This window comes from Planococcus sp. RAB007_Raresut (assembly GCF_057369535.1).
The window spans coordinates 248,297-272,926 of sequence record NZ_JBXYIF010000005.1; the positions used below are offsets into that span (position 1 = coordinate 248,297).

The window sequence follows — 24,630 nt, forward strand, 5'->3', positions numbered from 1 at the left end:
TTATTATTAAACTTCTGTATACAAGTTCAATTTATTCATTTATTGCCAGTTAGAAAAAACCCCCTTATTTTACCAATAGGTATAAATGATAAGGAGTCTTATATTTCATCTCAAGGCTTACGAACCATAGGAGTCCAATCGATAAATATCAATTGATTTACTCTTTCGAAACTTGTACATTTAGAGAGGCGAAATAACATCCCACGGAAAAGAGTGGATTAATATGAAATCCTGGTTTATGGATTGGAAGACTAAAATCCTTTCCTTTAATCGCAACGTTAAACTGTTTATGCTCGCCAATGTCCTGATCCAGATCGGGATGGGCGTTTTCATGGTTATGTATAACCTGTATATAAAAGAACTTGGAATGCCTGAAACCGTCAATGGCAAAGTGATTTCAATGACAGCGCTGGCTTCGGCCATCATGCTGATTCCTGCAGGTTTTCTGAGCGATAAAGTTGGACGCAAGTGGATCATCATTGCAGGTGCTTTGTTCGGCGCCCTCACTTTATACTATCGAAGCTTTGCGGTTCTGGAATCCCCTCTTGTCACTGCCGCTTTTTTCACCGGTCTTTTCATGGCATTCGTCCAAGTATCCGGTGTACCGCTTCTCGCCGAGAACTCGCGATCTTCTGAGCGGGTACACATGTTCAGCATCTATTTCGCTTTGATGACGGCCGCAAATGTGGTCGGCAGTCTGCTTGGAGGGGTCGTCTCCGACGTTTTCCAAGTTTATCTGTCGATGCCCGCCGTCGATGCCATCCGCTGGTCGCTGCTTTTCGGCGCCACCCTTTTCACAGCAGGGCTCTTGCCTTTATTCAAATTGAACAATAAAGTACCGCAACCTTCCGAAAAAGTGGAAACACGAATTGATATCGAGCCGGATGATCCCGGATTAAAGCGAAATCTAATCGTTATTTTCCATTTCTCATTCGCCAGCCTGCTCATCGGCCTTGGTTCCGGTTTAGTAGTACCTTATTTAAATCTATACTTTGCCAACCGTTTTGACGCTTCCAACGCCTATATCGGCCTGGTGCTTTCACTCGGTTCCGCTATGACCGCTGTCGCCATGCTGATTGGTCCGATGCTCGTCCGGCGGGTAGGCAAAGTAAAAGCATTGATCATCTTTCAGGTCCTGTCGATTCCATTTCTGATTCTTACCGCCTATACAACTTCCTTGTTCCTTGCTTCGCTAGGCTTTTTGCTGCGGCAAGCATTGATGAATGCAGGCAATCCCATCCAAAGCGCTATTGCGATGGAAGTCGTCCATGATAAATACAAAGGGCTTGCGAATTCCGTGAACCAGATGGTCTTTAATGTCGGCTGGGCCACAATGGGTCCGGTTGCGGCCGGGCTGGTCATCGCTTTCGGGTCGTATTGGGGCTATGCTTATGCATTCTCGATTACAGCCGGCTTGTATATCGTTTCATCCACTTATTATTACTTCATTTTCGGCAGAAGAAAGTTGAGTGAAGAATAAATAGAAAAGCGGAAGTGCCTGTTCAGCTCTGACAGATATAAGACGAATCAGCGTAGTGGCGTTCTTTGCCACGCAGCTGGTTTGACTTATATCCCGAAGAGCTAGGCACTGGAGACTAGACACAAAGTGGCTTACGACTCGAGGAGTTGGCCGTTGGAGTCTGGACAATAGAAAAGCATCGGCCCCATTACGGGTCCGGTGCTTTCTGCTTAATTGTTAATATACTTTTCAAATACGTCGCTGAAATCTTTCACGTGATACTGATTTCTCACTGATGTCAGCCAGGTAAAACCAAAGTCTGTCAGCTTGGAATATTGCTCGTCCAGCGCTACATTCGAAGGGCGTGAACTTTGGAGAATCCCTGCTGCTTTATCGAGGCTTTGATTTGCCATATCAATTACGATGCCGTTTTCATAAGTCAATTCCGCGATGCGCAATAAAGATTTATACAAGTCTTTCAATTGTTCGATCTGGTTTTTCTGAACATCAATTTTAAACTGTTCAGCTCCCAGTTTAAAAGCGATTTCTACATCAATATCGATCTTACCGGCTGTTTCCAAAAAAACATCGGCAATCGGGTGCCTTGAATAAGGATAGCGTTTCAAAGTTCGTTTTGAAGATACCGCACTTTCCCCGTCTACATGGATTAAAGCAAGATTCGTAAAACAATATTCATCCGCTCTTGTTTTAATCAGGAAATAGATTTTTTCCTGATCTTCGTGCATGACATAATCATCGGAATCCGTTTTATCAAAGTCTTTCGGGTCAATTATTTTTCCGACGTCGGTTAAGCCCAGTGCGTCTGAAGCCATTTTTTTGAACAAGCTGCTTCCCCCTTTTCTTCTGAAAACAAATTACATCTTCATTTTACCAAACACTTCTCATTTGACTAGAATCTGCCTGCCAATGAAATTATAAATTTCCCCAAAAAGCTGTTCCGTAAATCCGATTAAGGATTACCGGAACAGCTTTTCGAATTACTGCACTTTATTGCATTGGAGCATCTTTACCCTATCCTCACCTTCTTGTCGACTTATATGTGAATTCAAGCTCCACTGTTTTCCCTGCGCCAATCCGCACATGAAACTCTAAAGTATGGGAATCTTTCACTTCGTAATCATGAGTCGAAGACTCCATTTCCCAAATAGCATCACTGATCACATGGTCGACAAGTACAGCAGCGTTTTTAGTTTTGCTGTTTTTAATTTTGTAAACAAAAGTAACGTATTCCGATCTACCGGTCACATTGCGGCTTTTTTCGAAAGATTCATTGGTCAAATCGAAAGTTTCGCCAAGCATTACTGAAATTTTCTTTTTAGCTGCCGTATGGCTGATTCTATCTTCGCCAATAAATTTCAGCTCTTCCTCATTGTCACGCCCGAAAAATTTAATGGTTCCTGCCGGAAGCGGCAAGTTCACTCCCCCTTCAGTGGCACTTATAAACTGCAGCTGTACAGATGCATTCTTATTCCGATTTTCAATTCTGTAGATTTTTTGAAAACCGGCATGCTGATCATGGAGAAATTGAATCTGTTTTAACACATTTTCTTCAAGCGAAAAAAATCCATCAACCCTGTAAACTTCTCCTTCTGAAAAGTTGGAAGGCCTCATCCCATCAGAAATGGAATTTGAGCTGTACCGGCCGAATTCCTGGAATGGCAGTTCGTCTGCAGCTCTTTTAAAAATGCCGGCTACCGCTTTAATACGGCAATTATCGAAATCCCCTCCCGCGTAGTTCCTGATTTTTATCCAGCCATTCAAAATAAGATCTTCCTCCACAAGCTCCGCAATATAATTCGCTTCCCAGCTTAGCCCTGAAACCAGATAGTACAATTCGATTTCTGCATCCCCTTGCAAAGGTTCGATGCGGCAGGTAATCGCAGATTCTGACGGCATTTTCCCAACTTCCGGCGGCAGAATAAGGTCTCCTGCAGGATTCACGAGAATTTCACCGGTCTCTTCAATTTCTCCAATAAAATCCGGTTCCGCCTTCAGTAAACGGATTTTTATTTCACTGCCCGCTTCTGCATTCCTGATTGTCACCAGCCCGCCGACATATTTTTTCAGCAACAGGTTTTTATCCATTATTCCATCCTGGTAATCCTGTTCAAGAACCGCAGCCCCTTTAACGAAAAATGAGTCTGCTTCAATTCCAGCTGGAAGATCCTTGATGATCAAGTAATCGATTTCAGATTCCGCATGCAGACTTCTTACTTCCCTTACGGCCGCAAAGTCATTATAAATTGTCAGCTCAACTGATTTTCTGCTGGCTTTCCCTGACTGGAACTTCATCTTCCGCCTCCCTTTTCAACGATCAAAATAAGTTCTTAAATATTTTATGGTTTTGATCCGGCAAGACTCCGACAGCGGAGATCTTTTATCATGAACAAGATCACCGTATAACAAATCATCCAGAAATCGAACTTCTTCCCGATACGTTTTCCCCTGCTCGACGTCAAATACTTCCAGATTCACATAAATGGAATTGCCTTTTTCTGTGTAGTCGATTAATGTAACTTGATTGTCCATATGACCCTCCTGAAAATCCAGCTGCTCTGTACCCTTATTAAATATCCCTATAAGAGAATTTTATCACTTTCAAATTTTATTGCCATAGTTATCTGATTTTTCTAAATATAATATAAAAAAAAAGAAAAAACCGACAAAGGAAACAGGTTTGCTGTTCCTCCATCGGCTATGAATCAGTTATTGCTAATAATAGGTTCCTTCACCGACCAGCAGTTCCGGAAAATCTTTTTCAATAACTTCTTCAAGCTGGTATTCCTGCAATATTTCCAGCAGCTCTTCTTCATCGACTTTGCAGTAATCCAATAATTCATCTTTATCGTGGCCTTTAAATTTCAAAATGTATTTCTTACGGCCGTTTTTGGCTATCACATATATTTCCAACGGTCCGTAACTTTTGATCGTCCGAAAATCCTGATGCTCAATTACAGACGCTGCATCCATTTTATCCAAATGCGTATAGATAAAAGCTTCAGATCTTTTTTCTTCCGCAGAAATAAAACTCATTTTTGCATGATGCCTGTTGATGAAGCGTTCGGATAATTGCTGGTGGAACGTAATTGTTTCCCATTCCACTTTAGTACGGTATTTTTCAATGAATAATTCCGACAGCACCTGGTGGCGAGTAACAGCAATCCAGTCCACCCGCTCCGGATGACGGTCGATCAACGACATCGGCAATTTTTGGCAAACTGATAAAGAAGGCCAGGACAATTTTTCACTGTGCCGTTCGATGAAAGCTGGCGAAAGTCCTTTTGAATTCAACAATTCTTTTTTGCGGGAAACAATTTCCCAGTACTGTTTAGAATTGAATGGACTCGCTTCATTTTCCCAAGTCTTGGCCTGCCGTTTGCTCAGCTTCTCCATCTCGGATTTCCATTTTTCCGCATTCGCAAATTCCTCGATAAACGCTTCAGACACTTTCTGGGTGCGGATTACTTCGTCCCAATACAAGCGGCCGCTGAATTCACGGATAAATTCTTCAGACAAGCGCTGGTGTCCGGACACCAGATACCAGTTAACCTGGGTCTCATTGGTCCGGATAAACTTCTCTGATAGATTTTCTGTTTCGCATATTGTATTCCACGAGACCGAACGCTTGTCTTTAATCGCTCTCGCTTCCATTAATTCGTTTAAATCATCAAACATTGCGTCCACTCTCTTTTCAAATGATATTCCATTTTCCTCGTTCTCCGGCGGCTGACTGATTATACAAATAAAACCCGCATGCCGGCATAAACCGAAATGCGGGAAGTAGAGTCTCTTGATCATATCTTCTGGTTCTCGGCACTTGAAGCGTCTATTCAGCTAGTATTGTAGAGGCGATTGATTTAATGCATAATTGCTTCTGCCGCATTTTCAAATCAATAGCCTGATATAGTTTTTCATCATAATTGCTGCTATCCAAATCCTTCTCTCTTATGTTAACTCTCTTATTCCCCAAAGAAAAGGACTAAAACAGAAATATGTTGTTTTTAATACTAAATTGACAGGTCGTCTTTCTAATAAAACGAAATTTATAATTTTTCGAGTGTATTTTTTAGAGAAAAAACCCGCTGAAAAATTCCAGCGGGTTCGTCTTTCTTCTATATAGTAGAAAAGTAACAAACTATTTCTTCTTCTGCACAATAGCAACAGTACACCTGGATACACAAATCAGCCGCTCTTCTTCATCCACTATCTTGATATCCCATACCATCGTGGTGCGCCCTCTATGTAAAGGAGTCCCAATTGCTGTAACTATACCGTCGCGCTTTCCTCTAATGTGATTGGCATTAATCTCAAGCCCTACCGCAATTTCATTTTCCTGATCAATGAGGTTCCAGGTACCGACACTCGCAACTGTTTCGGCAAGCACGACAGAAGCTCCGCCATGAAGCTGGCCAAAAGGCTGATGTGTTGAAGAATTGACCGGCATTGTCGCCGTCACTTTATCTTCCGTTATTTCTCCCATTTCAATCCCCAATACTCCTGCAATCGTTTCTTCTACAGGTTTAATCTGCATAGTTAATCCCCCTTTTTGAACTTCGCATGCTTCTGATGTAATCATGGCAAATATTACAACTTTTGGCAATCCCTTTACTTTTGCACAGCCTGTTGGAAAGAAAAAATTTTATATAACCCTTCACACTTCCTTTTAAACCTTGTTTTCATTTTTGTAATCTAATTGTAACAGTAAATCGTATTGCCTATTCTATTCGTTGCAGATAGAATAGAGAGTACTAAAATTACTAAGCACACTTTACTGTTTAACTATAAAAAATTACCATATAAAGGGAGAGAAACTATGAATAAGATTGCCTTTTCAGTAATTGCATCCGGCTCCTTGGCCCTTTTAATCGGAGTTGCAGATGCAGAAGCAAGTTCAACTTACACCATCAAATCAGGCGACAGCCTTTGGAAGATCGCCAGCCAGCATAACGTTTCAGTAGCTGATTTAAAATCATGGAACAAGCTGACATCGGATGCCATCTTCCCAAATCAGGTTCTTAAAGTGGCGGCAAGTGCAAAAGGCAGTTCAACAACTACTCCTGCACCGGCACCAGCTCAACCAGTCAGCAACACTGCTAATACATATACAGTAAAATCAGGCGATACTTTATCAAAAATTGCTTCCTTACATAAAACAACCGTCAGCAAAATTCAGGAGCTCAACAAGATTTCCGGCCACCTGATTTACCCGGGACAAAAACTTACTGTCAGCGGAGCAGCTTCTGCCCCTGCAGTCACTGCTCCAACTCCGCCGCCGGCCACAGCAGCACCGGCACCAGCTCCATCTGCCGGAACTGCGAGAACTTATAAAGTTGTCAGCGGTGACACATTAACAGGAATCGCTTACCGCAACGGTATTTCGGTGACACAATTAATGAACTGGAACGGTCTTACTTCCAGCATGATCCGTGTTGGGCAAGTTCTTAAAATTGAAAATTCCACAGCGGCACCTTCACAAACAACGCCTGTATCCAACCCGGCACCACCGGCAGCAACTGATACAGTCGGCAAAATTGTGGAAACAGCAAAATCACTTGTTGGAACACCTTATGTTTGGGGCGGTTCAACTGCCAGCGGATTCGACTGCAGCGGTTTCATCTATTATGTATACAACCAGGCGGGCGTGAAAATCCCGCGCACCAGCACAACTGGCTATGATGCGCGTTCATACGACATCAGCTCACCGAAAGTCGGCGATTTAGTGTTCTTTGAAAACACGTATCGCGCGGGAATTTCCCACATGGGCATCTATATCGGCAACAACCAGTTCATCCATGCAGGCGGAGACAAAGTTCAAATTACAAGTTTGAGTAATAGCTACTGGAGCAAGCACTTCGCTGGCTACAAACGTCTGTATGCAATGGATTAATTTCAAACTTCAGCCTCTCTTCCGTAAAATCGGAGAAGAGGCTTTTTTTATTTTAATGGTCGATTATGCGAATAAAACCTTTTCTTTAATTATAATGATTATCATTTAGAATTGATTTTAATTTGAAAAATGTTATTATTAAATAGTAAAGTTAAAAAAATGAGAATGAGGTGTTCGATTCATGAGTACAAACAAAACAGGTTTAACAACCAGCTGGGGTGCCCCAGTCGGAGACAACCAAAACTCACAGACTGCCGGAGCGCGTGGTCCTGTCCTATTGCAAGATGTGCATTTGCTTGAAAAATTGGCGCATTTCAATAGAGAACGTGTACCTGAACGCGTAGTCCACGCTAAAGGCGCTGGCGCACACGGTTATTTCGAAGTAACTCAGGACGTTTCAAAATACACTAAAGCTGCTTTCCTTTCTGAAGTCGGCAAAAAGACAGATATGTTTGCCCGCTTTTCAACAGTAGCAGGTGAAAACGGTTCTGCAGATACAGTTCGCGACCCACGCGGTTTCGCTTTGAAATTCTACACAGAAGAAGGAAACTACGATCTAGTCGGTAACAACACGCCGATTTTCTTTATCCAAGACGCGATCAAATTCCCTGACTTTATCCATACACAAAAACGTGATCCAAAAACGCATTTGAAAAACCCTAACGCAGTGTGGGACTTCTGGTCATTGTCACCTGAATCCTTGCACCAAGTGACTTACTTGATGGGCGACCGCGGAATTCCCGCAACACTTCGCCACATGCACGGTTTCGGAAGCCACACATTCAAATGGACTAACGCTGAAGGCGTATCCCATTGGGTGAAATACCACTTCCTGACTGAACAAGGCATCAAGAACATCACACAGGAAGTAGCTGACAAAATTGCCGGCGAAAACCCTGACTTCCACACAGAAGACTTGTTCAACGCTATTGAAGAAGGCGACTTCCCTGCTTGGAAAATGTATGTGCAAATCATGCCTTTGGAAGATGCGAACACGTATCGCTTCGACCCATTTGATGTAACAAAAACATGGTCACACAAAGATTACCCGTTGATCGAAGTTGGCCGCATGGTGCTTGACCGCAACCCTGAGAACTATTTCGCTGAAGTGGAGCAGGCAACCTTCTCACCTGGCACACTTGTTCCTGGTATCGACGTATCACCGGACAAAATGCTGCAAGGCCGCTTGTTCGCTTACCACGATGCTCACCGTTACCGCGTAGGCGCCAACCACCAAATGCTGCCAATCAACGCAGCTAAAAACCAAGTAAACAACTACCAGCGCGACGGCCAGATGAACTTTGGCAAAAACGGCGGCGGTTCAGTTTACTACGAGCCAAACAGCTTTGATGGACCGACTGAAACAGCAGCTGCTAAACCGGCACCGCTTGAAGTCAACGGTGTGACAGATTCAGTGCCATATTTCAAAGACGATTTCTACACGCAGCCAGGCGACCTATACCGTCTGCAAAGCACTGAAGAGCAAGAGCGCCTTGTAAACACGTTTGTCGGCGGATTGAGTGCTGTAACTTATGACCACATCAAACTTCGCATGATCGAGCATTTGTACAAAGCGGATGCAGAATTCGGTTCACGCGTAGCAGCAGGATTGAACCTTCCTGTTCCTGGTCTTGCAGAAACAAAATAATTTATTGAGAATTGATGGTTAATATTCTCAATTAGCAGCCGGCCCATTTTGTGGGTCGGCTTTTTTGCTGTTTTTCGGTGGATTTATAGAGTTGGGCGTATTTGGCCTTGAGTTGGGCGTAAATCGATGAAAGTTGGGCGCATTTCACCCGAAGTTGGGCGTATTCACAACAAAGTCGGGTGTAAACTACAAAAAAAGATGCAGGCACGACTCGTGCCTGCATCCTCTTTCCATCTTTTATTCGCGTTCCATCTCCGCAACGAGCGCTTCTGCCAGATCTTTGCCATTCTGGATGCACGCACCGATGCCCACTCCATAATAGGATGCGCCGGCCAATCGGACATTCGGCAGCTGCTCAGCCAGCTTCCGCTCCAGTCCTTCAACCGCTGCTTTATGGTTCATATTATAATTCGGCATATTGCCGTTCCAGCCGGTGACCTCCACCGATTTCGGCTCCGCCGCAAGATTCAGGCTCTTGCGGATATCCTCCAGTGCCACAGCCGCCAGCTGCTGTTCGGACATCCCCTTCAATTCGTCAAATCCCGGATTTGAGCTCTTGTAGAATAAGCGGACCAGCAAATGACTGTCTTTTGACGTATGCTGCCATTTGCGGCTCGTCCACGTGCAGGCGTTGGACCGGAGATCCGTATTATCGGAAACAATAAACCCTGTGCCGTTCTCCGGCAGTTCCGCATCCGGTATATCAAAACCGAGGTAAATGCTGATTAAAGACGAGTTGTGCAATTGATTGAATTCCGGCTCCAATTCCGGCAGATTCAAAACCTGCTGAGCCGAATGATGCGGAGTCGTCACGATGACGTAATCCGCTTCCACTGATTCGCCGTCCTCCAGGCTGAGAGTCACGGCTACCCCATTCTTGTGAACACCCACAATCCCGGCACCTTTCATGATCGTGGCATCCGTCAGCGTTTCTTCCAAACGGTCGATCAGCACCGCCATGCCTTCATCGAACGACAGGAATTTCTTATTGGCCGCTCCCTGGAACTTGGCTCGATTGGCGCCCAGCCCTTTTATGATGCTGCCGTATTCGTTTTTATAGTCAACCAGATAAGGCAAAGTCGAAGCCAGCGTCAGGTCGTGCAATTTGCCCGAATAGACGCCGGAAAGTACAGGTGCAATCTGCTTCTCGACCAACTCTTTCCCCAAAAAGCTCTCGAGAAATTCGCCGATCGAACTGTCTCGGGTGAAATGCTCATTCTTCGTTTCGAAATCTTTCAGCGCCTCCTGCTTGCCCTGCTCGGAAATCAGCGTCGAACTGAACAAAGCTTCTTCATCCATCGGTATGCCGAACACCGTATCCGCCGGAATCGGATGAAGCCCGCTGTCCGTGTACAGATAAGAGATGCCGGTGCCGTTATACACCACGCGGTCCTCAAGGGCCAGCTCTTCGACCAGCGGCCAAACGCTGCCGTGCCGAGCCACTATCGAGTCTGCCCCTGTTTCCATGATGAATTCATCGTCTTTGACGGTGCGGATTTTGCCGCCGAGCGCTGTATTTTTTTCGATCAATACCAACTCAATATCCAAATTCTTCTGCTGCTTGAGTTTCTGGAAATAATGCATAGCGGAAAGGCCCGTGATGCCGCCCCCGATAACTGCCACTTTCTTCATGCCAACCACACTCCTTACTGTTGCTTCTATTTTATCAATAAAACCCGCAACCTGCAGTCGGTGACATTTGTATTCTAAGTGAACGAATAGCAGAAGGTTTCATTTGTTAGAAGCCATTCCTCAAACGTGATAGTATGGTAATAAAGTAATACGAGAGTGAAGGAGAGTTTGTAAATGCAAAACCCGATTGATAAAACGATTATGGAAAGACGTTCCGTCACTAATTTCAAGTTGGACCCAGTCGACATCGATGAAATCATCGAACTTCTTGATATCGCCAAATGGGCTCCTAACCATAAAGTCAATGAACCTTGGCGCTTTCTGTTGTTTGCAGAAGCCGGCAAAGAAAAGTTCGTGGATGCATTTCTTGGCGCCGCTTCAAAAGTGAACGGCGCACCTGCTCCTGCCGCGCTCAATAAAGCCGAGTATTTCCGGGACATTCCGCTTCATCTGGTCGTTGTCATTTCTGAAGATCCGCGCCAAAAACAGCGCGATGAAGATATGGGCGCGGTCGCATCCTTGCTCCAAAACTTCCAGCTGGCAGCGTGGGAACGCGGGATCGGCATGATCTGGCGTTCTAATGACTGGATTTATAAGCCGGAATTCCGCGATGCGCTTGGCGTTCAGCCCGGTGAGAAAATTGTCGCCACGATGATGATCGGCTACCCACAGACGGTGCCGCAAAAACGCGAACGGACGCCTATTCGCGAGAAATTGACGATCATTACAGAATAGCCAGCTTGTGAGAGGACTCTGATTTCCAGAGTCCTTTTTTGTTTTTGAATTTCTTTTTGGAAAAAGGCTTCGCGGTCGCGAAGCCTTCCTTTAAGGGATTGGAGTTTTTCGCGCAGCGAAAAACATCCGCTGGTGCAACCGCACTTTGAATGAGGGTCAGCTATTGGAAATCGCCCATCGTATTTTTGTTATAAACTGCGGATTATTGGCACTCCGCACATATTTTTCTCCCTGCGCACATAAATCCTTCTCACCGCACACAAATCCCTCTCACCGCACATAAATGTCAGAAAAACAGAAATTCCGCTCCCCACCCCAGACATACTAAAAAAGATGGCGCAAAATCTGCGCCATCTTCTTATTTCAACACCGACATTGCCCCAACCGCTCCGGAGTATTCCCCGTTTTCCAGAAACAGCGGCACAGCGCCTCTTAAAACCGTATAGCTTTCCACTACTTCTTTTAGCAATGGATTGTGGAAGAAAGATGAGCCGATGTAGATGATTGTGGAATTATTGCACTGCTTCGCCGCATGCACGCTGACGGTGCTGACCGTTTCCCCGACCAGACCTATGACAGCGGCGAGCAATTCCTCTTTCGACAATTCGTGTGCAACTTCAAAGATTTTATTGCCGAAATTACTGGCCGTCAGCTCGCCGGAAATCGGCGGCGTTTTGCCTTCGTAAATATGTTTCACTTTCAGATCGATCCGGTCCCGCGACCCTTTGCGCGCCAATGCAACCATTTCTTCATAATCCATCACGCCTGTCAATAATCGGCTTAAGCCGACCAACGTGCCGCCGCCAATGCCGGTGCCGCCGATGCGCTCCTGCTGATTGTTTTCGACGCAGTGGATGGAAGTTCCCGTTCCCACGTTCGTTAAGAGATAAGAATCATCATCCCGGCCCATTTTTTCCAACAGGAATTGCACACCCAGATGAGTCGCTTCAAATTCGACCATTTCCCGCGCTTTTTTATTCAATAAAGAAAGAAGGACACCCGACTTCCCTCCGGTAATGCAAATGTCACCATCGCTTAAACTGTTTACCCATGCAGCCACTTGCTGAATTTCTGCAATTGGGTACTTGGCAAAGTGGACCGTTCCATTTTCAGTGTACGCCACTTTGATCAGCGTACCGCCTGCATCTATTCCGACAATCATACTTGCACCTGCTCTTTCCCGCATTTCAACCTTCAAAACGCCAGCTAGTTGTAAATCACATGATGAAATTCTACCACAATAATGAATTTCATGGGAATCTCTTGCCCGCGTTTTGGTGCAGAGCCAGGTGCCAGCCTCTTATTGGTCTAAACCTTGCTGCATCGAAATGCCATACGACGAGTTGAACAGCTTGAACAATTGTTCAAATTTACTGAGGATATCGAGTGCCAATAAGCCATTGCCTTCAGCCGTTTTCGGATAGCCTAAAGGCACTGTGCGCCGGACCAGCTGGGCGTATAGCTCCGCTTCTGTCAGGTCACGTGCAAATTCATTTTTCGCGATATTTTTGATCAAAGCCAAAGCGCCTGAGACATGCGGCGCAGCCATCGAAGTCCCGGAAAGACTGGCGTATTTGCTGCCGGGATACGCTGAATATATATCGGTGCCTGGTGCCACCAGATCAATCTCATTATTGGTGTTGCTGAAGGGAGCGATCTTGCGCCCGAAATCGACCGCTCCCACTTGGATAACTTCACCGTAAGCGCCGGGGTAAGCGAACTCATCGGTTTGCGGACTGTCGTCGCCTTCATTTCCAGCGGCACAAACAACCGGAATCCCTGCGTCCACCGCCCGTTTCACCGCTTCATACAGTTCCGGAATATCCTGCGGGCCGCCAAGCGACATCGAGATGACACTGGTCTTTTCACCATTCGGGCCAGTCCAATCCACCGCATAATGGATACCCTTGATAATTCCTTCATAATCGCCGTCGCCTTCGCCGCTCAACACTTTTAAAATCAGCAAATGCGCCTCTGGAGCCACCCCCGCTATACCGCCGGTTTCCTGATGCGAGGCCGCTGCCGTACCTGCTACATGCGTGCCGTGGCCATTATTGTCATCAAAATTAGATGGATCCCCGCCAAAGTCAGGTGTAAAATTTCTTCCTTCAATAATACGGTCTTTCAGATCCGGATGATCTGGCTGGCAGCCCGTATCCAAAATCGCAATGACATTCCCTTTTCCTTTTTTCGCTGCCTCCCACACGGCTGGCGCCTGGATCATCCGCACACCTTCCGGAATCTGCGGCGCTCTCGATGAAATTTCTTCTATACGATATGGTATTAAGTGAATATCCGGCATTTTAACTCCTCCTCCTGCTTTTAAAGAAAATAAAACCCGGCAATGACGCTGCCGGGTCTAATTTACATTTCACCTAGCATACGGGCGCTCTCACGTCCGTTCGGCATAAGGTTGATTCGCATTATAATTGTTTGAAACCGCCTGTATTGGCGCGTACTTTGACTTCCGCAAATTTCTTCGCATCGATTTCACGGGAAACGAGCGTACCGACAAATCCTCCGATAAAGCCAAGAGGGATGGAAACGATCGCCGGGTTAGTTAATGGGAAGAGTGGCGTGCCTGTAAAAATCGCCGCTCCAACTTCCGGACTCAACACGCTCGGGCTGACCGATACCAGCACCAAAGCGGAAATCAACCCGGTCAAAATTGCAGAAACCGCACCTGCCGTATTGAATTTCTTCCAGAAGATCGTGTAGACGATAACCGGCAAATTGGCGCTTGCAGCAATACAGAATGCCAAGGAAACCAGGAAGGCTACGTTCAGGCTTTGAGCGAAAATCGCCAAGAGAATCGAAAATACCGATACTCCGACTGAAGCATAACGCGCGGCGAGCATCTGCTGGCGTTCTGTCGCTTTTCCTTTTTTGATGATTTGGCCGTAAATATCATGCGCAAAAGCGGATGCTCCTGTCAGCACAAGCCCCGCTACCACTGCCAGGATCGTGGCAAAAGCAACTGCCGAGATGAACGACATGAGAATATCTCCACCCAACGCCTGCGCAAGCAGCGGCGCCGCCATATTACCAGCCGGGTTTGTCGAAGTGATCAAGTCAGCGCCAACGAACGCCGCAGCACCAAAGCCAAGGAATATAGTCATGACGTAGAAAATACCGACAATCCACGTTGCCCACATTACAGAACTTCTTGCTGTTTTTGCATCCCTAACTGTGAAGAAGCGCATCAGGATATGCGGTAGACCCGCAGTACCGAGCACTAAAGCCAGCATCAACGAAATCGTATCCAGCGGTATTTCGTATTTCACACCAGGTTTTAAATAAGCTTCTCCGTGAGGCGTCGCCGTTTTCATTTGCGTGAACATTTCCATGATGTTGAAGTTGAAATTCTTTAAAACCAGGAATGACAGAATGACTGTCCCCAACATCAGCAAGACGGCTTTGATGATCTGCACCCAGCTTGTCGCAGTCATTCCGCCGAACAATACATAAATCGTCATCATGATTCCGACAAGCAGCACGGCCCATATATAATCGATGCCGAATAATAGCTGAATCAGTGCGCCTGCCCCCACCAACTGGGCAATCATATAGAAGACAACGATTGTAATCGAGCTGAGTGCGGCAGCGCCGCGGACTTTTTTAGCATTGAATCTGGCATTGATCATATCCGCCAATGTATATTTCCCAAGATTCCGCAGCGGTTCGGCTACCACGAATAAAACCACTAGATAAGCTACTAAATAACCGATTGAAAACAGGAAACCATCAAAGCCGAATAAGGCGATCGAACCTGCAATACCCAGGAATGATGCGGCCGACAAATAATCTCCCGCAATCGCCATGCCGTTTTGCCAGCCTGTGAGGCCGCCGCCTGCTGTGTAGAAATCACTGGCGGAATTTGTTCTTTTAGCTGCAAAATATGTAATAACCAATGTCATCGCGACGATGACCAGAAATATAATTATGACCGTAGCATTCATCGGATGTCCTCCTTCTCTTCATAACCGAATTCTTTCAGCGTTTCTTCGGCCATTTTGTCAAATTGGGCTGCCCGTTTCATGTAAACGGTTACAAGAATCCACGTCATTGCGAATAATCCAAACGCAAATACCCATACCCATGGAATATCTCCGACAATTGGGGCGTCCAGCCAGTTTGTATAAGAAATCACAATATTAAAAGCCAGATATAATCCTAAAAATAAAGCCGTAGCGGGAATGAGGAATAATTTCTTTTTGCGCATAAGGTTTTTAAACCCATCCGACCTCTCGATTTCTTCGAAATCAGGTATCGCCAAATTTCCTTCCGGCTCTACCGGTGCTACTTCATGTCCCTCTTTTGTAAGGGGGCCTTGCAGTACTTCGCCCGTGATTGATTTTGCCATACACTTTTGCCCTCCAATTAATTAAATATTTTTAATTTAATGATAATTAAAGCACTAACATACCGAGCGGTCAACAAACAGGAAATAATTAAAAACAGTTCTTATTCCATAAATTTAAAATATTATCCAACTTCTGGGAGGACTTTTGACACCTGTAGAATCTAAAAGTCCTAAAATGAAAAAAGCCGACCATTATGATCAGCTTTTCTGAATCAATTGCATACGTTGGTTGAAAAGGGTTGGATATGATAAGAAACCGAGCATCACACTGGTGACAGCCGCTGTTGTCAGTAACAGGAACATGATAAGCAATTGAAACTGCACAGCCTGAATCGGGTCGGCACCCGCAATGATCTGGCCGCTCATCATGCCGGGTAATTGGACTAGCCCTACCGTTTTCTGGCTTTCGATGGTCGGAATCATACTGGCTTTGATCGAGTTGATCAATTGATTATGGATAGCCTGTTTCGGTGTGCCGCCCAGCGATAGAACCAGTTCCGTTTCATCTTGATGCGATTCGACTTCCGCCGTAAATCGGTTAAGGAAAAGAATCGACAGCACCATCGAGTTGCCGATGACCATACCGCTGATGGAAATGATGTACTGGGCCGTCGGCGGTGTAATATTCAGGCCGATTAGAATGCCTTGAGTCAGCACTTCGACAAAAATAAGCGTAACGGCCACTTTCCAGGTGATCCCTTTGATGGAAGCGCCTTTATTCCGCGCGTTATGCGTAGCAGCGACGATCATCAATGTCACCATCAGGAAGATATATAGAAGGCTTTCCGAATCAAAAACGAATTTCAGGATGAAGCCGACAAGCAGCAGCTGGACAATCGAACGGACGGTGGCGATAATGGTATCGCGTTCCAGTCCGAGATTCAGCGTTTTTGAAAGGACAAGCGGAATCACAACAAAAATCAGCGTAATCGATAACGTTAGATAAGTCATTGCGCTCCCCCCTGTACAAATGCTTTCACCCGGTCATTAGCCGGCGACCGGAGCAATTCACTTTTTCCGGTTTCGACCACTTCGCCGTCCATCATTACCCAGGTGTAATCGCCAATATCAAGAGCCTGCTGAAGATTATGCGTAATCCAGATGATGGTCGTACCGTATTTCCTGTTGATCAATGTGATTAACTCTTCCACTTCCTTCAGTGAAGTGCGGTCCAGCGAAGAAGTAATTTCATCGAGCAGCAGGATTTCCGGTTTATTGACGAGCGTCCGGGCAATGGATACTTTCTGCCGCTGCCCCCCGGATAAGTCTGTTATTTTGCGATCCAGAAATTTTTCTTCAAGCCCCACATCACGCAATAGGCTTTCCGCTTCTTTTCTATCGTATTTTTCGCCGCGCAATTCCACCGGCAGCGCAAGATTTTTATAAACTGTCCCACTGACCATTGGCGCGCTCTGTAAAGCGATGCCGACTTTCCGGCGGAGTTCGACCGGTTCGAAACTATTGATCTCTTTATCTTTAATGTAAATCTCCCCGGATTCAGGGGATAATAAGCCGTTGCATAATTTCAGTAAAGTTGTTTTGCCGGCACCGGATGGACCGACAAGCGTTGTGATTTTCCCTTGCGGAAATGAACCCGTTATCCCCCGCAGTATTTGATTGCCATCTATCGAATAATCCACGTGGTTAAAGTGGATGGCCGGTTTGTAATCCGTTGTCACCTGGTTCCCTCCTTTTAAAGAAAAGCGCAAGCGCCCGTTTAGCTCTGACAGGCATAAGACAGAATAGCGGAGCGGCGTTCTTTGCCGCATAGCTAGGCTGGCTTATGACCCGAAGAGCTGGGCCGCTGGAGTCTGGACAGAAATCCGCTCGTTCTAACGCTTTTTCAAACATAATAAGTGTATACTTTCTTAACCTTAAAAGAAAAACAGCACACAGTCAGCAGTGTGCTGTTTTTTCTTTACAACTATTATTCGAGTTTTCTGGCTGCGAATTCGTCGTCCATTTTCAGGAAGTATTCGCCGCCTTCTTCAATGCCTCGTACGCGTGTAATAATGTCGCGGAATGTTTTTTCTTCTTCCATTTGTTCTTCTATGAACCAGTCAAGGAAAGATAATGTGGCATGTTCCTGCAACTCGTCAGCCAAAGTCACCAAGGCATAGATGTTGCTGGTTACATCTTTTTCCTGCGCCAATGAACTTTCAAGCACATCAATCGCGCTTACAAAGTGGTTTTTCGGTTCAGCCAAACTTTGCAGCACCGGTTTTTCGTCCATAGCTGTTAAATAATGATAGAACTTCATAGCGTGAAAATGTTCTTCGCGGGATTGGACCAGATAAAAATTGGCGAATCCGTGATACCCCTTTTTCGAAAAATAAGCTGCCATTGCTGTATAAGCGTGAGCTGCCTGCAATTCATTATTAAACTGATCGTTCAACGCATTCGTAAGTTTTTCAGGTAACATGTACAATTCCTCCCTTTTCTAAATAATAATTATTCTAATGTAGACAATATACCACACCTTTTATTTAAATGAAAGTAATTGAGAATATATGTTTTTAATTGATAACGATAATCATTTATAAGTGTAAAAACCATTTTATAGATGATAATTATTATCGATTGTAAAAATAGTTTGATTTCGAGGGAACTCTTTACTTACTTTTAGTAACCGAATGTAGTACGATGTTTTTATTACAGATATTAATGGGGGAATCCGAATGACACAAATGAAACTGGAACCGCAGGTGTTCGCGGTCTTAAAAGATAAAATACAAATGATCAAATCAAAAGAAGGCGCAATTTACCTTGTCGGTCCGATTCGGCTGCCAGTCAATCTGGACGGAGATACGATTATTTTCAACTGGTATTGCTGGCTCAATCTTGAAGAAGTCACAGAAGACTACGAAAAGATCATCGAAAAGCTTTCATCTTCCAATCTCGCTGAATATCAGCAATCGAGCGTACTTGTTTACGGAGATTTCGAAAACAGCGAAGATGCTTTGATCCGCATGCACTCCATCTGTCACACAGGTGATATTTTCGGCAGCAAAAGATGTGATTGCGGTTTCCAATTGAAACAATCCATGAAGCGCATCGCCCAACACGGCAGCGGAGCATTATTTTATCTGGCGAACCACGAAGGGCGCGGCATCGGCTTGTTCAGCAAAGCAATGGCCTATGTCCTTCAGGAAAATGGTTATGATACCGTCGAAGCCAATGAAAGCCTTGGCTTCGTGGATGATTCCAGAAGTTACGATGACGCGATTTCTGTGCTAAGTGCATTGCGCACAAAACCTGTCACTTTGATGACCAATAACCCGAAAAAAGTGGATGCCATTGAAAAAGCGGGATTGGCGATTGCTTCACGCACTTCCCTGTGGGGAGACGAATCTGAATATAACGCCGCTTATCTTGATACAAAAGTAAAACGTTCCGGCCATATCAAAGGGGAGGACAGCGTCCATGCCAAGTCATGAATTCTACATGGACCTCGCGCTGAATAATGCGCGCACCATGAAAGGCCAAACAGACCCCAATCCGCTCGTCGGCTCAGTCATTGTGAACCATAACCGGATTGTTGGTGTCGGAACTCATTTAAAAGCCGGCGAACCCCACGCGGAAATCCATGCATTGCGGATGGCGGGCGAAGAGGCGCGCGACGGAACCATTTACGTGACGCTGGAGCCCTGTTCCCATTTCGGCCGGACTGGTCCGTGTGCGCAGGCGATCATCGACGCTGGGCTTAAAAAAGTCGTGATAGCGGCTCTTGATCCAAATCCCCTCGTTTCCGGCAATGGCGTTAGAATGCTGGAAGATGCAGGCATCGAAGTCGTTTCCGGCATCCGGGAACAGGAATCGCTGAAAATGAATGAAGTGTTCAATAAATTCATTACCACGAAAAGGCCTTTCGTCACGTTAAAGGCGGCTTCAACACTCGACGGGAAAATTGCGACCCATTCACTCGACAGCAAATGGATCACTTCTGAAGATGCGCGCCGGGATGTCCATGAATTGCGCAGCGAACATATGGCGATTCTTGTCGGCGTCGGCACAGTGATCGAAGATGATCCTGCACTGACCGCTCGCATTCCAAACGGCCGCAACCCGGTTCGCGTCATTCTCGACTCTTCCCTGCGCTTGCCGCTGGATGCCAAAGTGGTCGTGGACGGCGCTGCTGATACCTGGATTTTCACCAGCCGGACATGCGACCAATCCAAAAAAGAACAGCTGGAACAAGCTGGAATCCGTATTTTTGAAACTTCCGGCGAAACACGTACGGATGTGAATGACATGATGCGGATCCTTGGTGAAAACGGGATCTCTTCCCTGTTTATCGAAGGCGGCGGCACGGTCAATTCCGCATTTCTTGAAAATCGGCTGATTGATAAAGCAGTATTATATTTCGCGCCGAAGCTTGTCGGCGGCAGCAATGCCCCCACATTCCTTGAGGGCCAGGGATTTGATCTCATGAAGGATGCAATTGATTTAACGGATGGAGAATTTACAAAAATCGGCAAAGACTTTAAATTTACCGGTTATCCTGAAAAGTGAGGAATTATAGAATATGAAATTCGGTTTTGATGTAGACGATACTTTAATTAATTTGAGGGAATATGCTTTTCACTATTACCAGGCACAATTGGGACAGAAAGTTGCGATTGATGTATTCCATGGGCTGGACCGCGTGGAAATCCACGAAGCATTCGGCATGACCGATGAAGAAGGAAAGGCTATGTGGAACAGATCAGTGGATTATATCTATTACACCGACTGCCCAGCCTACCCCGGTGCAGTTAAAGTGCTGCAGCAGCTGGACGCCGAGGGGCATGAAATCTACTATATTACGGCGCGTTCTGCGAAACACGGCGAAGATACGAAGAGCTGGCTGAAAAAGCAGGGATTCCCCGTAGAGGATGCGCGTTTCCATTGCGGGATGAAAGATGAAGAGAAAGTGAAGATCATCGAAGAACTTGAACTGGACTATTATTTCGATGACAAGCCGGAAGTGCTTGAAACTCTGGCGCGTGACGGATTGAATGTTTTTGTCAAAGACCAGTCCTATAACCGGCATATGGATCTGCCGCGTTTTAAGGACTGGGCGCAATTGCATGAACAGATTAAAAAAGATATGTCTTAAAAAGGAAAGAACCGGCCTGGAAATTCCAGACCGGTTCTTTTCCATAGAAAAAGCTTTGTGTTTTTACTCCAAGTTATCTCCGTATGGCAAGGTTTCAAATACTACCAAAGCAAGTGTTGCAATCGGGCCCATTAGAAGTGACAACAAAAACCAGTTGAGTCCGCTCCGATTCTTACCTTGCGCGATTCCGGCATTAATTAAAGCCAGAGTTCCCCAGCCGACATAATATTCATTATTCAATTCACTCCGCCCCCTTTTCTAAATTTTATCATAAAAAAAGAAGTCGGATTTTTTCTCCGACTTCTTAGTAATGGACATTTTTCAGTTTTTTGAACACCGACACAAATACTTTGGGATCCGTATTCACTTTATAAGTAATGACTCCTCTGTGCGTGTGCAGGTAAAGCAAATTTCCTTCGTCCGAAAAAGATTTATAGGAAATGTCCCAGACATTCATCAAACTGAATTTCGTGCCGGAAGCAACAAGCACATCTTCATATAAATGAAGGTCAAACTCGCTTTTAATAATCTTTAACTCTCCCGCTTCGATGGAACGTTCCGTATTGACATAAGTGATGGTAGACAATAAATTCGATTGCTCCACTTCTTCGGAAGCCTCCCTCGACTCTTTTATTGAAGTCTACCCCATTTTCAAACTGAACCGCAACCAACTCGGGCTGTAAAAAGCAGATAGACGGCGCATTGAAACAAATGATACAATTTTCACACAAATCGAATTGACGGAGGCTAATGCGCATGGACAGCTGGTTCGGTACAACATCCCAATACTATTTTACGCCTTTTTCAACCAGCCACCTGATTGTACTTTTCGTGGCAGTACTGGGCATTATTCTGCTGATCGCTTTCAGAAAACGCATCTTGCCGGGTTCACGCTTCTTTCAAACGCTGCGCTGGGTCCTTTTCTCCTTATTGCTGGCATCCGAAGTTTCTTATCAATACTGGACCATCTCAAATGGAATATGGACTTTCGCGGGACATGTGCCACTCCATTTATGCGGGGTAGCTTCCATTACAGCCATGATCGGATTATTGACCATGAGCCGCAGCTGGATTCAGATTTCCTTTTTCATCGGTATTGTTCCTGCTTTCCTTGCGTTGGTCACACCGGACTTGCCTTATGATTACCACCATTTCCGGTTCTGGAAATTCTTCGTCCACCATACCGCAATTCCTTGGGCCTGCCTGTTCCTCGCTTTGGCGAAACCCGACACCATTACGCTGCGTTCCGTTTTTAAAGTGTTTTTACTGCTGGTTGCTTATGCGCTTGTCATTGGTTACCTGGTAAACCCGTTAACCGACGCCAATTACCTATATCTTATGCAGCTGCCAAATACCGTGACGCCTTTAAGCTTTTTCGGCGACGGCATCTGGTATTACCTGAATTTAGGGATTACTGCCTTGCTGCTATTTTTGCTCCAGAATTTCCTGTGGAACCGTTATGTCAATAAAGACAATAAAAAAAGACTCACCTAAGGGAGTCTTTTCCTTTTCATATATTGCGCATATCAATCCGTATCAAAGTACTCATTCGTCAAGTCTCCATTGACGCCGATGCCCGCTGCGCTGCCTTCTCCTGCCGCAATGATCAGCTGGGAGGGCACAATCTGGGAGACATCACCTGCTGCATAAACGTTCCAAACATTTGTCCGTCCGTAATCATCTGTTGCAATTCCGCCGTGATCGTTTATTTTGCAGCCAAGTTCTTTGCCGAATGGGGTAGTGTGGCTCCACTCCGGCGTGGTAAATCCGGCTGACCGGTCTACGAGCGTGCCGTCTTCAAGCCTGACGCTGCGTAATTGTCCATTTTCACCTTCGAGGCCATCGATCATCTCTTCACGAACCTTTATACCTTTCGCTTCCAGCTTTGCTTTTTCATCCTCTTCCAACCTGCCGACGCCATTTGTGAAAACGACCAAATCCTTACTCCAGTTATATACTTTCTTGGCAAGATCATAAACCATTTTATCGGCAATGATTGCCAACGGCTGATTTTGAATCTCCCATCCGTCGCAATATGGGCAACTGTACAAACTGGTGCCGTAAAATTTTTCGATGTCCGGTATGTTTGGCAGCTTTTCCTTTACCCCGGTTGCCAAGATGATCTTTACGCTATGGAAGATGTCTCCATCCGCTGTTTCCAGCTGGTAATGGGTTTCGGTGATGCGCTTGATGCTGACAACCCGCTTTTTCTTTAGTTGTACACAATCGTATTTCTTCACATCTTCCCGCCCAAGCTTTTTTAATTCCGACGGCTGAATGCCGTCCCGGGTCAGAAAGCCATGTGCTTCCCATGTCACCAGGTTACGTCCATGATCATCATCAAACAGCAGTGTATTTCGTTTCGAACGGCCGAGCACCAAAGCCGCACTCAATCCCGCTGGTCCTCCGCCAATTATGGCACAATCATATATCAAGCCTTCCACCTCTTCCTTAAGTAAGCTTTTCCCGTGCTTTTTCCCGTATCTTCCAGTTCATAAACTCCTTAGAAATACCAAAAAGCCGGTTCCTATAAAAATAGGGACCGGCCTTCGTTTATTTTAATGGATTTAAGATTTGAGTTAATGTATCGATGAAAAATTCATTTTCTTCATCTGTACCAATGGTCACACGGATATGTTCAGGCAAGCCCCATGTTTTGCCGTAGCGAACGATAATCCCTTTCGCCATCAGCTGCTGATAAACCTCTTCCCCGTTTGATCCCACCTGGACCAGGATGAAGTTGGCAGTGGTTTTGGTGTAAGCCAACCCCAGCTTGTCAAAGCTCTTGTAGAGGAAATCGCGCCCTTTTTTATTGGCATTGAACGATGCAGTGACATGCTCCGTATCAGTGATTGCTGCCGACGCTGCAATTTGCGCCAGCGTATTGACGTTGAAAGGCTCCTTCACTTTCAAGATGGATTTGATGATTTCTTCCGATGCGATGCCGAAACCGATCCGGACACCGGCGATGCCATAAATTTTAGAGAAGGTCTGCAAAGCGATTACAGGCTGTCCCTCAGCTACGAATTCAAGGCCATCCGTATAATCTTCTTCATCAGCAAACTGGCTGTAAGCACCGTCGAACACCACCAATATGTCTTTCAGCTCAGCCAATAAACGCTTCATTTCTTTCTTGGCGATATATGTGCCTGTTGGGTTATTAGGCGAACAGATATAGATGATTTTCGTTTTCTCGGTAATGGCTTCAAGCAGTTTGTCTATATTATATTGGAAGCCTTCATCGAAAGGCACTTGTTTTACGACCGCTCCCATAATATGCGCTCCGAAATCGTACTCACTGAATGACGGAGAAGGCACGATAATTTCATCCCCTTGTTCTAAAAAGGCTTCAGAAATTAACGTAATCAATTCATCAGCGCCGTTTGTCGTAATAACCTGCTGTTTTTCAACGCCATATTGGTCGGCAATCGCCTGACGCAAGACACTGGCGTCGGCATCCGGGTAGCGGTTCAGGTCAGCGAGGCTTTCCTGTATGGCTCTGACGGCTTTAGGAGAAGGACCAAGCGGATTTTCATTGGATGCCATTTTGATGACACGGTCGAGTCCTAATTCCTTCTGAACTTCCCATATCGGCTTTCCTGGTGAATACGGCTGGATCACATCAAGCGTTTTTCGTGTTTTGATATTGCTGCTGTTCGTCATTCGAATTCCCCCATGATGGTTATTATTATTGAAAGAAATAATTAATTAATCATACCATCTTTTTGTATCTTAGATAACACGGAAGTATTTGTAACCTTCCCACAAATGTGGTTTACTTTAACGA

General features: G+C 45.5%; 25 protein-coding genes. 8 read left to right on the top strand and 17 right to left on the bottom strand.

The window, feature by feature from the left end; all coding sequences use genetic code 11:
• Positions 1-223: 223 nt before the first annotated feature.
• Entirely contained in the window at positions 224-1,480 is a 1,257-nt protein-coding gene (locus tag AC2Q9J_RS11945; protein ID WP_499040170.1) for an MFS transporter, read from the top strand.
• Between the two features lie 209 nt (positions 1,481-1,689).
• On the opposite strand, the gene AC2Q9J_RS11950 is transcribed toward AC2Q9J_RS11945, so the two are convergent.
• From AC2Q9J_RS11950 to AC2Q9J_RS11970, 5 genes are all read right to left on the bottom strand, one after another.
• The gene (locus AC2Q9J_RS11950) at positions 1,690-2,304 is read right to left on the bottom strand and encodes a PH domain-containing protein (protein ID WP_499040172.1); all 615 of its coding nucleotides are present in this window, start codon (positions 2,302-2,304) and stop codon (positions 1,690-1,692) included.
• 193 nt (positions 2,305-2,497) lie between these two features.
• A complete protein-coding gene (locus tag AC2Q9J_RS11955; RefSeq protein ID WP_499040174.1) occupies positions 2,498-3,772 on the bottom strand; it encodes a DUF4139 domain-containing protein in 1,275 nt (424 codons plus the stop codon).
• Positions 3,773-3,787: 15 nt separating this feature from the next.
• Complete coding sequence (locus AC2Q9J_RS11960; protein ID WP_499040176.1) at positions 3,788-4,009, bottom strand: hypothetical protein; 222 nt, start codon at positions 4,007-4,009, stop codon at positions 3,788-3,790.
• Between the two features lie 183 nt (positions 4,010-4,192).
• Complete coding sequence (locus tag AC2Q9J_RS11965; RefSeq protein ID WP_499040178.1) at positions 4,193-5,155, bottom strand: hypothetical protein; 963 nt, start codon at positions 5,153-5,155, stop codon at positions 4,193-4,195.
• Between the two features lie 460 nt (positions 5,156-5,615).
• Positions 5,616-6,011 (bottom strand): hotdog fold thioesterase, encoded by a 396-nt coding sequence (locus AC2Q9J_RS11970; RefSeq protein WP_499040180.1) that lies wholly within the window; start codon positions 6,009-6,011, stop codon positions 5,616-5,618.
• Between the two features lie 282 nt (positions 6,012-6,293).
• Between AC2Q9J_RS11970 and AC2Q9J_RS11975 the strand changes: the two genes are divergently transcribed.
• Positions 6,294-7,367: a C40 family peptidase gene (locus AC2Q9J_RS11975; RefSeq protein WP_499040182.1), complete on the top strand. Its 1,074-nt coding sequence runs from the start codon at positions 6,294-6,296 to the stop codon at positions 7,365-7,367.
• Between the two features lie 181 nt (positions 7,368-7,548).
• Positions 7,549-9,015, top strand: coding sequence for a catalase KatA (gene katA, locus AC2Q9J_RS11980; protein WP_472483985.1), 1,467 nt, complete (start codon positions 7,549-7,551; stop codon positions 9,013-9,015).
• 237 nt (positions 9,016-9,252) lie between these two features.
• Here the strand turns inward: katA and AC2Q9J_RS11985 are convergent, their stop codons facing one another.
• Positions 9,253-10,647, bottom strand: a complete 1,395-nt coding sequence (locus AC2Q9J_RS11985; protein WP_499040184.1) for a protoporphyrinogen oxidase — start codon at positions 10,645-10,647, stop codon at positions 9,253-9,255.
• A 174-nt stretch (positions 10,648-10,821) separates the two neighbouring features.
• Between AC2Q9J_RS11985 and AC2Q9J_RS11990 the strand changes: the two genes are divergently transcribed.
• The gene (locus AC2Q9J_RS11990) at positions 10,822-11,382 is read left to right on the top strand and encodes a nitroreductase family protein (protein ID WP_499040186.1); all 561 of its coding nucleotides are present in this window, start codon (positions 10,822-10,824) and stop codon (positions 11,380-11,382) included.
• Between the two features lie 358 nt (positions 11,383-11,740).
• Here AC2Q9J_RS11990 and coaW read toward each other — a convergent pair whose 3' ends face one another.
• From coaW to AC2Q9J_RS12025, 7 genes are all read right to left on the bottom strand, one after another.
• A complete protein-coding gene (gene coaW, locus AC2Q9J_RS11995) occupies positions 11,741-12,544 on the bottom strand; it encodes a type II pantothenate kinase (RefSeq protein ID WP_499040188.1) in 804 nt (267 codons plus the stop codon).
• A gap of 138 nt (positions 12,545-12,682) precedes the next feature.
• Complete coding sequence (locus tag AC2Q9J_RS12000; RefSeq protein ID WP_499040190.1) at positions 12,683-13,684, bottom strand: S8 family peptidase; 1,002 nt, start codon at positions 13,682-13,684, stop codon at positions 12,683-12,685.
• A gap of 121 nt (positions 13,685-13,805) precedes the next feature.
• On the bottom strand, positions 13,806-15,341 hold the full coding sequence (locus AC2Q9J_RS12005) for a solute symporter family protein (RefSeq protein ID WP_499040192.1): 1,536 nt from the start codon (positions 15,339-15,341) through the stop codon (positions 13,806-13,808).
• Positions 15,338-15,745: a DUF485 domain-containing protein gene (locus tag AC2Q9J_RS12010; RefSeq protein ID WP_499040194.1), complete on the bottom strand. Its 408-nt coding sequence runs from the start codon at positions 15,743-15,745 to the stop codon at positions 15,338-15,340. Before AC2Q9J_RS12010 ends, AC2Q9J_RS12005 begins: the two co-directional genes overlap by 4 nt.
• Before the next feature lie 198 nt (positions 15,746-15,943).
• A complete protein-coding gene (locus AC2Q9J_RS12015; RefSeq protein WP_499040196.1) occupies positions 15,944-16,696 on the bottom strand; it encodes an ABC transporter permease in 753 nt (250 codons plus the stop codon).
• A complete protein-coding gene (locus tag AC2Q9J_RS12020; RefSeq protein WP_499040198.1) occupies positions 16,693-17,424 on the bottom strand; it encodes an ABC transporter ATP-binding protein in 732 nt (243 codons plus the stop codon). The genes AC2Q9J_RS12015 and AC2Q9J_RS12020 overlap by 4 nt, the downstream gene beginning before the upstream one ends.
• Positions 17,425-17,672: 248 nt before the next feature.
• Entirely contained in the window at positions 17,673-18,167 is a 495-nt protein-coding gene (locus AC2Q9J_RS12025) for a ferritin (RefSeq protein ID WP_499040199.1), read from the bottom strand.
• A gap of 256 nt (positions 18,168-18,423) precedes the next feature.
• Here AC2Q9J_RS12025 and AC2Q9J_RS12030 point away from each other — a divergent pair, with 256 nt between their 5' ends.
• The 3 genes from AC2Q9J_RS12030 to AC2Q9J_RS12040 are packed head-to-tail and all read left to right on the top strand — an operon-like array spanning position 18,424 to position 20,843.
• Positions 18,424-19,182: a GTP cyclohydrolase II gene (locus AC2Q9J_RS12030; RefSeq protein ID WP_499040201.1), complete on the top strand. Its 759-nt coding sequence runs from the start codon at positions 18,424-18,426 to the stop codon at positions 19,180-19,182.
• Positions 19,169-20,257 carry a bifunctional diaminohydroxyphosphoribosylaminopyrimidine deaminase/5-amino-6-(5-phosphoribosylamino)uracil reductase RibD gene (ribD, locus tag AC2Q9J_RS12035; RefSeq protein WP_499040202.1) on the top strand — a complete coding sequence of 363 codons (1,089 nt, stop codon included), beginning with the start codon at positions 19,169-19,171 and terminating at the stop codon, positions 20,255-20,257. Before AC2Q9J_RS12030 ends, ribD begins: the two co-directional genes overlap by 14 nt.
• Before the next feature lie 13 nt (positions 20,258-20,270).
• Positions 20,271-20,843 (top strand): 5' nucleotidase, NT5C type, encoded by a 573-nt coding sequence (locus AC2Q9J_RS12040; RefSeq protein WP_499040204.1) that lies wholly within the window; start codon positions 20,271-20,273, stop codon positions 20,841-20,843.
• Between the two features lie 63 nt (positions 20,844-20,906).
• Here the strand turns inward: AC2Q9J_RS12040 and AC2Q9J_RS12045 are convergent, their stop codons facing one another.
• Positions 20,907-21,083, bottom strand: a complete 177-nt coding sequence (locus tag AC2Q9J_RS12045) for a hypothetical protein (RefSeq protein WP_499040206.1) — start codon at positions 21,081-21,083, stop codon at positions 20,907-20,909.
• Between the two features lie 64 nt (positions 21,084-21,147).
• Positions 21,148-21,447 carry a hypothetical protein gene (locus AC2Q9J_RS12050; protein ID WP_499040208.1) on the bottom strand — a complete coding sequence of 100 codons (300 nt, stop codon included), beginning with the start codon at positions 21,445-21,447 and terminating at the stop codon, positions 21,148-21,150.
• Between the two features lie 152 nt (positions 21,448-21,599).
• On the opposite strand from AC2Q9J_RS12050, the gene AC2Q9J_RS12055 reads away from it, so the two are divergent.
• Positions 21,600-22,337, top strand: coding sequence for a YwaF family protein (locus AC2Q9J_RS12055; RefSeq protein WP_499040210.1), 738 nt, complete (start codon positions 21,600-21,602; stop codon positions 22,335-22,337).
• Between the two features lie 32 nt (positions 22,338-22,369).
• Here AC2Q9J_RS12055 and AC2Q9J_RS12060 read toward each other — a convergent pair whose 3' ends face one another.
• Complete coding sequence (locus AC2Q9J_RS12060) at positions 22,370-23,287, bottom strand: NAD(P)/FAD-dependent oxidoreductase (RefSeq protein WP_499040212.1); 918 nt, start codon at positions 23,285-23,287, stop codon at positions 22,370-22,372.
• Positions 23,288-23,396: 109 nt separating this feature from the next.
• Positions 23,397-24,506 carry a histidinol-phosphate transaminase gene (gene hisC / locus AC2Q9J_RS12065; RefSeq protein ID WP_499040214.1) on the bottom strand — a complete coding sequence of 370 codons (1,110 nt, stop codon included), beginning with the start codon at positions 24,504-24,506 and terminating at the stop codon, positions 23,397-23,399.
• Positions 24,507-24,630 lie beyond the last annotated feature (124 nt).

What these genes read in the sequence shown, in the direction of transcription:
- AC2Q9J_RS12025 (WP_499040199.1), bottom strand. Translation starts at nt 18,167, where the DNA reads ATGTTACCTGAAAAACTTACGAATGCGTTGAACGATCAGTTTAATAAT.
- AC2Q9J_RS11960 (WP_499040176.1), bottom strand. Translation starts at nt 4,009, where the DNA reads ATGGACAATCAAGTTACATTAATCGACTACACAGAAAAAGGCAATTCC.
- AC2Q9J_RS12000 (WP_499040190.1), bottom strand. Translation starts at nt 13,684, where the DNA reads ATGCCGGATATTCACTTAATACCATATCGTATAGAAGAAATTTCATCG.
- AC2Q9J_RS11955 (WP_499040174.1), bottom strand. Translation starts at nt 3,772, where the DNA reads ATGAAGTTCCAGTCAGGGAAAGCCAGCAGAAAATCAGTTGAGCTGACA.
- AC2Q9J_RS11975 (WP_499040182.1), top strand. Translation starts at nt 6,294, where the DNA reads ATGAATAAGATTGCCTTTTCAGTAATTGCATCCGGCTCCTTGGCCCTT.
- katA (WP_472483985.1), top strand. Translation starts at nt 7,549, where the DNA reads ATGAGTACAAACAAAACAGGTTTAACAACCAGCTGGGGTGCCCCAGTC.
- AC2Q9J_RS12040 (WP_499040204.1), top strand. Translation starts at nt 20,271, where the DNA reads ATGAAATTCGGTTTTGATGTAGACGATACTTTAATTAATTTGAGGGAA.
- AC2Q9J_RS11985 (WP_499040184.1), bottom strand. Translation starts at nt 10,647, where the DNA reads ATGAAGAAAGTGGCAGTTATCGGGGGCGGCATCACGGGCCTTTCCGCT.
- ribD (WP_499040202.1), top strand. Translation starts at nt 19,169, where the DNA reads ATGCCAAGTCATGAATTCTACATGGACCTCGCGCTGAATAATGCGCGC.
- AC2Q9J_RS11945 (WP_499040170.1), top strand. Translation starts at nt 224, where the DNA reads ATGAAATCCTGGTTTATGGATTGGAAGACTAAAATCCTTTCCTTTAAT.
- AC2Q9J_RS12010 (WP_499040194.1), bottom strand. Translation starts at nt 15,745, where the DNA reads ATGGCAAAATCAATCACGGGCGAAGTACTGCAAGGCCCCCTTACAAAA.
- hisC (WP_499040214.1), bottom strand. Translation starts at nt 24,506, where the DNA reads ATGACGAACAGCAGCAATATCAAAACACGAAAAACGCTTGATGTGATC.
- AC2Q9J_RS12015 (WP_499040196.1), bottom strand. Translation starts at nt 16,696, where the DNA reads ATGACTTATCTAACGTTATCGATTACGCTGATTTTTGTTGTGATTCCG.
- AC2Q9J_RS12055 (WP_499040210.1), top strand. Translation starts at nt 21,600, where the DNA reads ATGGACAGCTGGTTCGGTACAACATCCCAATACTATTTTACGCCTTTT.
- AC2Q9J_RS12030 (WP_499040201.1), top strand. Translation starts at nt 18,424, where the DNA reads ATGACACAAATGAAACTGGAACCGCAGGTGTTCGCGGTCTTAAAAGAT.
- AC2Q9J_RS11970 (WP_499040180.1), bottom strand. Translation starts at nt 6,011, where the DNA reads ATGCAGATTAAACCTGTAGAAGAAACGATTGCAGGAGTATTGGGGATT.
- coaW (WP_499040188.1), bottom strand. Translation starts at nt 12,544, where the DNA reads ATGATTGTCGGAATAGATGCAGGCGGTACGCTGATCAAAGTGGCGTAC.
- AC2Q9J_RS11990 (WP_499040186.1), top strand. Translation starts at nt 10,822, where the DNA reads ATGCAAAACCCGATTGATAAAACGATTATGGAAAGACGTTCCGTCACT.
- AC2Q9J_RS11965 (WP_499040178.1), bottom strand. Translation starts at nt 5,155, where the DNA reads ATGTTTGATGATTTAAACGAATTAATGGAAGCGAGAGCGATTAAAGAC.
- AC2Q9J_RS12005 (WP_499040192.1), bottom strand. Translation starts at nt 15,341, where the DNA reads ATGAATGCTACGGTCATAATTATATTTCTGGTCATCGTCGCGATGACA.